Raw genomic sequence first — 13,040 nt, 5'->3', positions numbered from 1 at the left:
TGTTTTAGTGAATTATTTATATTGTTCAATTTTTGAAAAGAAGTCTTTTACAAACATATAAAAATCATGGGCAGAAGGAGACATCTCTCTTGATTTAGACGCAATAATTCCGACCGTTCTTCTCACTTGAGGGAAATCAATGGGAATTTTCACTGTAAATCGCGGTGTTGTTTCATAAAAAGCACTTTCGGGTAATAAGGTAACGCCCATACCCGCTGACACAAGACCTTTAATGGCATCCAAATCTTCTCCTTCAGATGAGATAGTAGGCTCATAGCCAGCCTGCTTACAGGCATCAACCGCAATTTGTCTCAGCACATACCCTTCAGGAAATAAAACGAAATGGTCTTTTCTCAAATCACTTAAATGAATACTTCTTTGCCCGCTAAAGGGGTGACTAATAGGCAAAAGGGCATAAATGCTTTCGGAAAACAAGATATTTCCTTCTATTTGAGGATCGTTTGTCGGGACGGGTCCTAAAAAGGCAAGATCAATGTCTCGATTTTTGACAGCTTCAATCAGAAACTTATAGGAACCTTGACGAAGTAAAAAATCGACCTCTGGATATTCCAGCTTAAATGCGGAAATGACAGAAGGGAGCACTTGGCTTGCTAGACTTGTAGGAAATCCAATGTTCACTGTCCCTTTGTGGGGGTCTAAGTATTCATCAATTTGTTCTTTGGCGTAATCTATCGCTTTTAGGGCAGTTCTCACATGGTCCAAAAATTGTCTGCCGATTTTCGTTAATTTGATATTTCGTCCTTCTCGTTCGAATAAAGCCACTCCAAGTTCTTCTTCTAAATTGGCAATCTGCCGGCTGATGGCAGATTGGGCAACGTGTAAGTTTTCAGCCGCTTCTGACACGTGTTCACGGTCAGCAACTTCTACAAAATAACGTAATTGACGAAGCTCCATTTTTGCACTTCACACCCATCTATCTCAAAAAGAGATTGTTTTGATCTAAATTATATATTGTTTATATTAATTTGAAAACTTAAAATAAGTTACAGAGTTTGTGAGATTTTATTACTGTGAAAAAACGGATCTTTTAAACGGGGGAGAGAAACGATGACTTATAATCAACTACCACAACCACAAGGTCTCTACCGTCCTGAATTTGAACATGATGCATGTGGAATCGGACTGTACGCCCATTTAAAAGGGGAGGCGACACATAGCATCGTCAAAAAGGGATTGCAAATGCTGTGCCAGCTTGATCACCGCGGCGGGCAAGGCAGTGATCCGTATACAGGTGATGGTGCCGGATTAATGGTACAACTGCCAGACGCTTTTTTTAGAAAGAACTGCCAAGACTTTGCACTTCCTGAAAAGGGCCGTTACGGGGTAGGAATGGTGTTCTTTTCAAAAGATGATGATGCCAAAACGCGTCAAGCGATCGAACAAAAGATCAACGGCTTCATTAAACAAGAAGGGCAAACATTAATTGGCTGGAGAACGGTCCCTGTTGATGCTGGGAAAATTGGAACGGTTGCAGCGAAGAGCTGTCCGGTTGTCCGGCAAGTGTTCATCGGAGCAAACGACAACGTAACAGACCGTTTGTCATTTGAACGAAAATTATACGTCATCCGCAAGCAGGCTGAAAACTGGGGAACAGCAGAGGAAAAACAATTTTACTTTGTCAGTCTGTCTAGTCAAACCATTGTATATAAGGGGCTTTTAACATCAGATCAAGTTGATGCTTTTTATCTTGATCTACAGGATGAAACATTTGTTTCTGCATTTTCACTCGTTCATTCAAGATTTAGTACAAATACATTCCCGACATGGGAACGAGCGCATCCAAACCGTTACTTAATTCATAACGGAGAAATCAACACATTAAGAGGAAACATCAATTGGATGAGAGCAAGAGAACAACAATTCGTATCTGAAGCCTTCGGAGACGATTTAGACAAGATTTTGCCAGTGCTGAATGCAGACGGAAGTGATTCATCCATTTTAGACAATGCCTTTGAATTTTTCGTGCTTGCAGGGCGTACTCCTGCTCATACAGCGATGATGCTGATTCCTGAGCCGTGGACGGAGAATACGCACATGTCAAAAGAGAAACGGGCATTTTATGAATACCATAGTTCGTTAATGGAGCCATGGGATGGCCCAACAGCGATTTCGTTTACGGATGGTAAACAAATCGGCGCCATCTTAGATCGTAACGGATTAAGACCCGCGAGATACTACGTGACAAATGACGATCATATCATTTTCTCATCTGAAGTTGGCGTCATCGACACGAATGAAGAAGATGTGAAGTATAAAGACCGTCTTGAACCAGGTAAAATGCTGTTAATCGATTTAGAAGAAGGACGCATTATTTCTGATGAAGAAGTGAAATCTTCGATTGCGAATGAACTTCCTTATCAAAAATGGCTCGATGAAGAAATGGTTCACGTCAATCGCTCGGAAGAAAATTCAGAAAATTCTAGTATAATGAGTGATTTGTTAACGCGTCAGCGTGCTTTCCATTATACGTACGAAGACATTCAAAAGTATTTAATTCCTTTACTAGAAGAAGGCAAGGACCCAATAGGCTCGATGGGAAGTGATACACCGCTTGCTGTGTTATCAGATCGTGCGCAGTCGCTGTTTTCTTATTTCAAACAGCTGTTTGCTCAAGTGACGAATCCGCCGATTGATGCCATTCGTGAACAGCTTGTCACATCGACCATGACTTGGTTAGGTGCTGAGGGAGATATTTTACATCCAAATGAATATTCATGCCGAAGAATTAAACTTTATACACCCGTTTTAACAAGCGGGCAGTTTAACGGCTTGAAAACGATTGTTCATAATGCCTTTAAAAGCAAAACGATTCATACACTTTTCACTGATGACCTAAAACGTGGTCTTGATGCGATGTTTGAAGAGGCAGAAAAAGCCATTCGTGAAGGGGTATCTTTATTAATTCTTTCCGATCGTGATATGACGGAAGAAAAAGTGCCGATTCCACCACTTCTTGCATTGAGTGCACTTCATCAGCATCTTGTGCGTCAAGGCTTACGAACAAAGGTGAGCTTAATCGTCGAATCTGGAGAAGTAAGAGAGGTTCATCATTTTGCCGCACTGATTGGCTACGGCGCAGATGCGATCCATCCGTACCTCGTTTACGAAACATACAAACAGCTTATTGCTGAAGAAGCGATTGCGATTAGCTTTGATGAAGCTGTCACAAAGTTTGGGAAAAGTGTGACTGAGGGCGTAGTTAAAGTAATGTCTAAAGTGGGAATTTCCACTGTCCAAAGCTATCGAGGCGCACAAATTTTTGAAGCAGTCGGTATTAGTGAAGATGTCATCCAGGCGTATTTCACAGGAACAGCTTCGCAGTTAGGCGGTATTGATCTTGACACCATTGCAAGTGAAGCAAAGCTTCGTCATGAGGCTGGGTATCAGGCATCAACTGATCAAACGCTAGAATCAGGCAGTGAATTCCAGTGGAGAAAAAATGGAGAGCATCATGCCTTTAACCCAAAAACCATTCATACCCTTCAGTGGGCATGCCGCAACGAAGATTATGATTTATTTAAGCAATATACGAAGGCAGCGGATGAAGAACGAATTGGTTTCCTTAGAAATCTATTTGCTTTTCGTTCAAAACAAAAGCCAGTTCGTCTGGAAGAAGTTGAATCTGCTGAATCCATTGTACGCCGCTTTAAGACAGGTGCGATGTCATTTGGTTCATTAAGTAAAGAAGCGCATGAAGCACTAGCGATTGCGATGAACCGAATTGGCGGCAAAAGCAACAGCGGAGAAGGCGGGGAAGACCCTGCACGCTTCACAGTAGATGAGCACGGGGATGATCGCAGAAGTGCAATTAAACAGATTGCTTCTGGCCGCTTTGGTGTGAAAAGTCATTATTTAGTCAATGCAGATGAACTGCAAATTAAAATGGCGCAAGGTGCAAAGCCTGGAGAAGGCGGACAACTGCCAGGGAATAAAGTATATCCTTGGGTCGCAGACGTACGTGGTTCTACGCCAGGTGTTGGCCTAATCTCACCACCGCCTCACCATGATATTTATTCAATCGAGGATTTGGCTCAATTGATCCATGATTTGAAAAACGCAAACCGTGACGCACGCATCAGTGTCAAGCTAGTTTCTAAAGCTGGCGTTGGAACGATTGCAGCAGGTGTTGCAAAAGGGACAGCTGATGTCATCGTAATTAGTGGATATGATGGCGGTACTGGAGCTTCTCCGAAAACTAGTATTAAACATACAGGACTTCCTTGGGAGCTTGGATTGGCAGAAGCGCATCAAACCCTTGTCTTAAACGGCCTTCGAGAGCGAGTCGTTCTTGAAACGGATGGCAAATTAATGACAGGACGCGACGTTGTCATGGCTGCGATTTTAGGAGCAGAAGAATACGGCTTTGCGACAGCTCCACTTGTCGTATTAGGATGCGTCATGATGAGAGCATGTCATTTAGATACTTGCCCAGTCGGAGTCGCTACTCAAAACCCAGAACTTCGCAAAAAATTCATGGGTGACCCTGATCACATTGTCAACTTCATGATGTTTATTGCAGAGGAAGTAAGAGAAATTTTAGCTGAACTTGGCTTTACATCAATGGATGAATTGATTGGGCGTACGGATGTCTTATCAGTAAGTGAAAGAGCAAAAGCACACTGGAAAGCAGGACAGCTGAACCTTGAAACCCTGCTATATCAGCCAGAGGGACCACGCACATTCAGAACGCCGCAAAATCATAAAATTGATGAATCACTGGATATGAATGAGATTCTCCCTTATGTACAGGAAGCGCTCGATCATCAAACACCGGTTGATCTGTCACTAAACATTCGCAACATTCACCGTGTAGCTGGAACGATTACGGGCAGTGAAGTGTCTAAGCGCTACGGAGAAGAAGGTCTGCCAGAGGATACGATCACACTTCGGTTCACTGGTTCAGCTGGACAAAGCTTCGGCGCATTTGTTCCAAAGGGGATGTCTTTATATTTAACAGGTGACTCAAATGACTATATCGGCAAAGGACTCTCTGGAGGCAAAATTGCTGTCAAAACATCTGATCACTTTGTACAAAATGGACATGAGAACGTGATTGTCGGTAACGTTGCATTTTACGGCGCGACAAGCGGAAAAGCGTATATTAACGGTCGTGCAGGTGAACGATTTGCCGTTCGTAATTCAGGTGTCAATGTGGTCGTTGAAGGAATCGGTGATCACGGCTGTGAATACATGACTGGCGGACGTGTTGTCATTTTAGGTGACGTTGGGAAGAACTTTGGCGCAGGGATGTCTGGCGGTATCGCTTATGTGCATACATCCGATGCAAAACAGTTCAAAAGAATGTGTAACATGGAAATGATCATGTTTGAAAAACTCACAGATCACGAAGAAGAACAAGAAGTGAAGCAAATGATTCAGGAACACCTTGATTATACAAACAGCTCAAAAGCAGCAGCGCTTCTAGAGAACTGGGCACAAGAAAAGAATCAATTCATTAAGATCATTCCGAGAAATTACAAAATGATGCTTCAAAGCATTGAGGAACAAAAACAAGCAGGCCTCAGCCACGAGGAAGCTGTTATGTTCGCATTTGAAGCAAACACAAAACCGAAAAATAAAGAAACGGCAAACGGGCAAAAAGCAGCCGTCGCTCATTAAGAAAGGGGAGAGGACAATGGGCAAAGCAACAGGTTTTATGGATTATAAAAGAGAAAAGCCAAATGAACGTGACCCTCTCACTCGTCAAAATGACTGGAAAGAATATTCAGCTCCTTATACAGATGAGGTATTGAAACAGCAGGGTGCTAGATGTATGGATTGCGGAACACCGTTTTGTCAAATTGGGATGGAGATCAGGGGCGGCGTTTCTGGCTGCCCGATCTACAATTTAATTCCAGAATGGAATGACCTTGTCTACCGGGGCAGATGGAAAGAAGCGCTTGAAAGACTACAAAAAACGAACAATTTCCCTGAATTTACTGGAAGAGTATGTCCAGCACCTTGTGAAGGCTCATGTACCGTCGCGATCAATGATCCAGCAGTATCGATTAAAAATATCGAACGGACGATCATTGATAAAGGTTTTGAAAATGGCTGGATTACACCAAGAATTCCTTCAAGCCGTACAGGGAAAAAGGTTGCCATTGTCGGATCAGGACCAGCAGGACTGGCAAGTGCAGACCAACTAAACCAAGCAGGGCACGCTGTAACCGTGTTTGAACGATCTGATCGTCTTGGTGGACTGCTCACTTATGGTATTCCGAATATGAAGCTCGACAAAGAAGTCGTTGAGCGCAGAGTTAAACTGCTAAGACAAGAAGGCATTGACTTTGTGACCAATACAGAAATTGGTGTGGATATCACGGCTGATGAACTGAAAGAGCAATTTGATGCGGTCATCCTTTGTACAGGTGCACAAAAGCAGCGTGACCTGTTAATTGAAGGCAGGGAAGCAAAAGGGATTCACCTGGCAATGGATTATTTAACACTCGCAACAAAAAGCATGCTTGATTCAGGATTCAAAGATAAAAACTTTATTGACGCAAAAGGGAAAGACGTCATTGTGATTGGCGGAGGAGATACAGGCGCTGACTGCGTCGCAACTGCACTTCGCCAAAAAGCAAAAAGTGTTGTTCAATTCGGAAAGCATCCAAAGCTTCCAGATACACGTGTAGGGGATAACATGTGGCCAGAACAGCCTTATGTCTTCTCTCTAGATTATGCTTACGAAGAAGCACAAGCAAAATTTGGAGAAGATCCGCGGCAATATTCGATTCAAACCACAAAGATTGTGGCTGATAAAAATGGGAAGTTAAAAGAGCTTCATACCATTCAAATGGAAAAGGTGAAAAACGAGCAAGGGAAGTTTGAATTTCATGAGATTCCAGGAACAGAGAAGGTATGGCCAGCTCAGCTAGTCTTTATTGCGATTGGTTTTGAGGGAACTGAACAGCCGCTAGTGAAACACTTTGGCGTGGACAGCAAAAACAATCGGATTGACGCAAAATATGGGGAATATACGACGAATGTAGAAGGCGTATTTGCAGCGGGAGATGCAAGACGCGGTCAAAGCTTGATTGTCTGGGCAATTAACGAAGGCAGACAAGTGGCGCATGAGGTAGACCGTTATTTAATGGGGAGTTCGGTTCTGCCAAAATAGGTCAAACAAAGGGTGTTTACCATATATAGAGAAAAGCCATGACCAAAGAGTGGTCATGGCTTTTTATGATTCAGATATGGTTGGCTGGATAATGACTTTTTTACGTTTGAACTGGGAGACAACCAAACAGAGGAAGACAGCAAGAACAAAAAGAGAAATGGTCAAAAAGCCAAACGTATAGGAGCCCGTCATTTCTTTTAAACTGCCAAGAACGTTTGGTAAAAAGAATCCCCCAATGCCTCCTGCAGCCCCTACAATTCCAGTCACAATCCCAATTTCCTTATGAAACACTTGCGGCACAAGCTGGAACACCGCCCCATTCCCCATACCAAGACACATCATTCCGACAAATAAAAGCGCAATGACCACTGGTAAAGCAGGTAGACTACTCACTGCCCCTAAACAGATACCAATCAAAGCAAATAAACCGAGCAGTACTTTCATCCCGCCAATTTTATCGGCAATCAAACCGCCAACTGGCCGAAAGAAGCTGCCTGCCGCCACACAAAGCGTCACAAAATCACCGGCATGAATTTTTGAAATAGCATATTGGTCCACAAAGAAAATACTCAAGAAACTTGAAAGTCCGACAAAACCACCGAATGTAATTGCATAAAGAAGACAGAAAAACCACGTTGTCTTTACTTTAAAGACTGAAAAATAGGACCGAAGCGGCTGAGGGGCCGGCTGGTTTGGTGCATCTTTTGCTGTGAAAATAAAAAACAAAAAGACGAAACTTAAAGGAATAAGAGCGAGCCCCATCACTGTATGCCAGCCATACATCTCCGCAAGCCTTGGTCCAAAGAGTGTCGAGATCAGTGTTCCGCTGTTTCCGGCGCCGGCAATTCCCATCGCTACCCCTTGTAAATGAGGAGGGTACCAGCGGCTTGCCATCGGTAAAGCGACCGCAAAACTCGCACCTGCAACCCCTAATAAAATCCCGATCAGTACTAGCTCTGAAAGGGTTGTACCACCGAAAAATCCCCATATAAGCGGAATGGTGGTCAAAATCATGCCCATCATCGCTGTTTTTTTAGGTCCCATTCGGTCTGTTAATAGGCCTAGCACAATTCGAAAAAAAGATCCGGATAAAATCGGAATGGCTACAATCATGCCTTTTTCTATTGTCGATAAGGCAAAATCTTGTGCAATAAAAGCACCGAGTGCCCCCAGCAAAACCCAAATCATGAAACTCACGTCAAAATATAAAAATGAACCAAACAATGTCTTAGGATGACCACTAGAAGTCAATTCTGAGAGTTTCACAAAACCCCTCCTTTATTTTGAATTTTCTGACTTAAAGATAGCGAGTTGATAGAAGGAATGGAAGTGTTGTGTTAGAAAAAATGACATGGATAAACACTTTTTTACAAATGTGTGCCATAATCTATGGCAAACATTGCTTTGGCGCAAAAAGCTAGAAAGGTTGATCTCACATGGCAAAACGTAAACTCGTGTTTATCGGAAACGGCATGGCGAGTATGAAATGTATCGAACATATCGTAAAGAAACAGCCAGAACGCTATTCCATCACGATCATTGGAAAAGAGAAGCACCCGGCCTACAACCGAATAAAACTTTCGTCAGTTTTACAAAAAAGTGAATCGTTGTCTCAAATTGAACTAAAGCCAAAAGAATGGTACACCAAACATGACATCACCATCCAAACAGGCGAAGCAGTTGTCCACATCGATACAAAGCGTCAATTGCTCATGACAGAAGCACGCCGGAATATCCCGTATGACAAACTGGTTATCGCCACAGGCTCATCGCCTCATTTTCTGCCTATACAAGGCGTATCCAAAAAAGGGGTCTATGCTTTTCGTACGATTGACGATTATGAGGCCATTTACGCTGATTCTTTACGCTATGAGCGTGCAGCAGTCATTGGAGGTGGTGTACTTGGTGTGGAAGTGGCCGCTGGTTTACAGATCGCTGGACTGAAGACAACCTTGATTCATCACACGGATTGGCTTATGCAACGCCAATTAGATGAAACAGCTGCAGGGCTTTTGTCTCAACAATTAAGTCGCAAGGGGATTCAGGTAAAAACAAATGCTCATACGATTGCATGTTTAGGAAACGAGAGAGTAGAAGGCGTTCTGTTAAAAAGTGGAGACATCGTGGATGCTGATCTCGTGGTTTTCACAACAGGGGTCCGTCCGAATATAGAGCTTGCAAAACAGCACGGCATTCATACAAGAAAAGCCATTGTTGTAAATGATGTCATGCAGACAAACGTTGAGAATATTTATGCTATTGGAGAATGTGCAGAGCATAAGGGGATGGTGCACGGTCTTGTGCAGCCTATTTATGAACAAGCAAACGTGCTTGCGAATCATTTATTAGATGAACTGGTCACGAATTTACCTCCTGCCATTTATTCAACAAAATTGAAAGCAAATGACATATCTATTTATTCTGCTGGCAGTATTGTAAACCGATCCCCCTCCGCTTCAGTGGTGACTTACTTAGATGAAGAACAAGAAGTATATAAAAAACTAGTGTTTGAACATGATGTGCTCACAGGCGTTGTATTAGTTGGTCAACTTGAGAGAGCTGAGCAGCTTTTGCAGGATGTAAAAGTGGGGCGTGATAAAAGCGTAGTCATGAAATCGCTGAATGAAGAGCAGATATCCCCTTTAGATTCATTAAAAGCAGAGGATCTCATCTGCCAATGCCACACGGTGACGAAGGGAGCGATATTCAAAAGCATATCGGTCCATCACCTGACAAATTTAGAAGAGATAAAAAAACAGACAGGGGCCGCAACGGGCTGCGGAGGCTGTCAAGAGCTTGTTCGTGCCTGCTGCTATGTCTCATCAAATCAGCTAACGGAAGCACTGGACACGTTTTGCTCGTGCACAAATGTAGAGAAACAGACCATTTTTTCGTATATAAAAAATCAGCATCCGCTGAATGAAGAGCAAGTAAGAAGACAATTTAATTGGATGACAGATAACGGCTGTGACAAGTGCCGAGCAGGCATTCCATACTATCTTGAGCAGTTTCAAGATCTTTTCGTAAAAGACAGCCCATCAGATCATGAGCACATACTAATGCCTCAGTTATATGGTGGCCGTCTTGATCTGACATTTTTACAGATGATAACCGGATTATTAGAGCAAAAGCAAATTCAGCACGTAGAACTAACGGAGAATAAACGAATTCGGCTGATCGGTATTTCACAAGAGGCCGACCATATTGTAAAAGAACATGGACACATCATGCCACAAGAAAGCAAGAGACTTTCTCATGTTCTATCATGTGATTGTCGTCACGATCCATCTGTCACAACACTTGTCATGGAGATCGAAAGACAACTAGAAAACACGCTTTTACCTGCAGTCACATCGATTCATATCGCTGGTCCTTCCTGCGTATGTCATTTCAGCCCCATCTATGACATCTGCATCAAGAAGCAGCTGGATGAATGGGACATTTATATAGGAGGCAGCATACGTCAACCTAAGGCAGGTCAGCTTTTTTATTCTGTGAGCCGAACGGATGAGCTGATTCCTTTTTTAAAAGCACTGCTTGAAGACTATAGAAAACGTGCATATTTTCAAGAATCTATTGGAGACTGGATCCAAAAAAACGGCAGCATTTCCATCCGAGAAAAATTGCTCGATGAGGAAATGAGAGAAGAGCTCTGCGAGCAATTTGAGCAAAGTAGACAAAAGGGTGTGAATGTATGAATCAATCTTTTTTACAATATGTGCAGCAAACATCAGAGCAGCAAGAGCGAAAAAGGGTGTTCCCATCTCAATGTCCGTTTTGCAGTATGCAGTGCAAAATGCAATTAGTCGAGCAGCACGCAGAAGGGCGAACACGCTACCAGACGATAGGTATTCATAATCCAACCACGTTCGGCAGGATCTGTATGAAAGGGCAGCATGCCCACCAGCACGCACTGCACAAGGAACGATTGAATCACCCCCTCATCAAAAGAAACGGTCAATTTGTCAAAGTGACTTGGCAAGAGGCACTTGACGAAATCAAAGCACGCACTCAAACCCTTCAGACGGAACATGGGAACGATGCTATCAGTGTGTATGGTAGTGCATCGATTACAAATGAAGAAGCTTATTTACTCGGAAAATTTGCAAGGGTCGCCCTTAAAACGAAATACATTGATTACAATGGAAGACTGTGTATGTCTTCAGCAGCAACAGCAGCTAACCAAACATTTGGACTTGATCGGGGTCTAACCTTTCCGCTTCGTGACATCAAGCATGCCCGGGTTTTACTATTGGTTGGAACCAATATAGCGGAATGTCAGCCGACCCTCATACCGTATTTGGAAGAAGCTAAAAAGAACGGGGCATTTCTCATCGTGATCGATCCGCGAAAAACAGCAACAGCCAAACTAGCTGACTTACATGTCAGCTTAAGGCCTGGGTCAGATGCTGCACTCGCAAATGGAATCTTACACGTCATGCTTCATGAACAGTTACTAGACGAAGAATTTATTAAAAAACGAACATCAGGTTTTCAAGAAATGAAACAGCATATTTCACACATGTCCCTGCAAGACATTACGCAGCAAACCGGTGTATCGATGAAAGTCATTCAAAAAATAGCGAGAAAATTCGCCCGCGAAAAAACAGGCATGATTCTGACTGCAAGAGGCATTGAGCAGCAAATAGACGGGACAGCATCCGTTCGTAATTTCCTGAATATTCTGCTTGTTACTGGGAAGATTGGCCGGATTGGGTGTGGCTATGGTGCCATTACTGGGCAAGGAAATGGACAGGGTGCAAGAGAGCATGGACAAAAAGCAGATCAGCTTCCTGGTTACCGTGATATCACAAACCCAGTACATAGAAAAGAAATGGCCGAAATATGGAAGATCGATGAAAAAGAACTGCCTGGAAAAGGTGTATCTGCTTTTGAAATGTTTGAAAAAATGCAGAAAGGAGAGATAAAAGCGCTCTTTTTAATGTGTTCTAATCCTGTTCAATCAGGTCCGCATGCAAGCTTTATCAAAAAAGCCATCGAGCAGCTGTCCTTTTTTGTCGCAATTGATTTATTTATCTCTGAGACGGCTGCACTCGCAGATGTTATTTTACCAGCTTCGTCATATTTAGAGGACGAAGGGACCATGACGAACATAGAAGGACGCGTTACGCTGAGAGAAGCAACCTATCCACTCAAACACCAAAGAAAGCACGATTGGCAAATCATTTGTGATATAGCAGCAGTATTAGGCAAAGGCGGCTCTTTTTCTTTTTCATCTGCAGAAGACATCTTTGAGGAATTGAGAACAGCAACGAAAGGAGCCAAAGCCGATTATTCCGGTATGACCTATGACAGGTTAAGGAAGACGCAAGGCATATTATGGCCCTGCTCTCATTTGGAAGACCGAGGAACAGAAAGACTATTTGAGCATCAATTCTCACATCCTGATAAATTAGCAAAATTTGCAGTCGTTGCACATGGACAACAGGGTGCAAAAGAACCAGTCAGTCCAGAATATCCACTCTATTTAACGACCGGCAGGGTGATGGCTCATTACCAAACGGGCGTTCAAACAAGAAAAAGCACCTCTCTTGTTGCCCGGCAGTTTGAAGCTTATGTAGAGCTTCATCCTGATACAGCCGAAGCTTACGGGATTCAGCACGGGGAACTCGTCACCATCCAGTCAAAACGAGGTAGTGTCATCATGAGGTGCCACATAACAGATACCACCCGAAAAGATACTGTGTTTGTTCCATTTCACTGGAATAAACATCAATCAATTAACCTATTAATTGGTAAACAGTTAGATCCACACAGTAAAATGCCAGGTTTTAAATATTGTCCTGTACAGCTGTCAGCCTACAAGAATTGAAAACTATGTGAGAAATTTTAACATGTATTTTCCATCTTTGTTTAGATTATGGTACTTTCTAAAAAA

Annotated in this window: 6 protein-coding genes; 4 read left to right on the top strand and 2 right to left on the bottom strand. The window is 42.9% G+C overall.

Annotated elements, in window-relative coordinates; genetic code table 11:
* Positions 1 to 12: 12 nt before the first annotated feature.
* On the bottom strand, positions 13 to 915 hold the full coding sequence (locus NST09_RS09565) for a LysR family transcriptional regulator (protein ID WP_024718330.1): 903 nt from the start codon (positions 913 to 915) through the stop codon (positions 13 to 15).
* A gap of 153 nt (positions 916 to 1,068) precedes the next feature.
* Here NST09_RS09565 and gltB point away from each other — a divergent pair, with 153 nt between their 5' ends.
* Both gltB and gltD read left to right on the top strand, forming a co-directional pair.
* The gene (gene gltB, locus NST09_RS09560; protein WP_342492968.1) at positions 1,069 to 5,640 is read left to right on the top strand and encodes a glutamate synthase large subunit; all 4,572 of its coding nucleotides are present in this window, start codon (positions 1,069 to 1,071) and stop codon (positions 5,638 to 5,640) included.
* 16 nt (positions 5,641 to 5,656) lie between these two features.
* Positions 5,657 to 7,141 carry a glutamate synthase small subunit gene (gene gltD, locus NST09_RS09555; protein ID WP_008346585.1) on the top strand — a complete coding sequence of 495 codons (1,485 nt, stop codon included), beginning with the start codon at positions 5,657 to 5,659 and terminating at the stop codon, positions 7,139 to 7,141.
* Positions 7,142 to 7,204: 63 nt separating this feature from the next.
* Here the strand turns inward: gltD and NST09_RS09550 are convergent, their stop codons facing one another.
* A complete protein-coding gene (locus tag NST09_RS09550; protein WP_048002875.1) occupies positions 7,205 to 8,407 on the bottom strand; it encodes a nitrate/nitrite transporter in 1,203 nt (400 codons plus the stop codon).
* 170 nt (positions 8,408 to 8,577) lie between these two features.
* On the opposite strand from NST09_RS09550, the gene nirB reads away from it, so the two are divergent.
* Together nirB and NST09_RS09540 are read left to right on the top strand one after the other, a co-directional pair.
* Positions 8,578 to 10,839 carry a nitrite reductase large subunit NirB gene (gene nirB, locus NST09_RS09545; RefSeq protein WP_342492967.1) on the top strand — a complete coding sequence of 754 codons (2,262 nt, stop codon included), beginning with the start codon at positions 8,578 to 8,580 and terminating at the stop codon, positions 10,837 to 10,839.
* Positions 10,836 to 12,974 carry a nitrate reductase gene (locus tag NST09_RS09540; protein WP_046343735.1) on the top strand — a complete coding sequence of 713 codons (2,139 nt, stop codon included), beginning with the start codon at positions 10,836 to 10,838 and terminating at the stop codon, positions 12,972 to 12,974. Before nirB ends, NST09_RS09540 begins: the two co-directional genes overlap by 4 nt.
* Positions 12,975 to 13,040 lie beyond the last annotated feature (66 nt).

Origin of the sequence: Bacillus sp. FSL W7-1346 (assembly GCF_038593335.1) — a bacterium.
In the GTDB taxonomy this organism is placed as follows: Bacteria; Bacillota; Bacilli; order Bacillales; family Bacillaceae; genus Bacillus; species Bacillus altitudinis.
The sequence above is the reverse complement of the archived record's forward strand: the minus strand, read 5'-3'. Positions and strand labels throughout refer to the sequence as shown.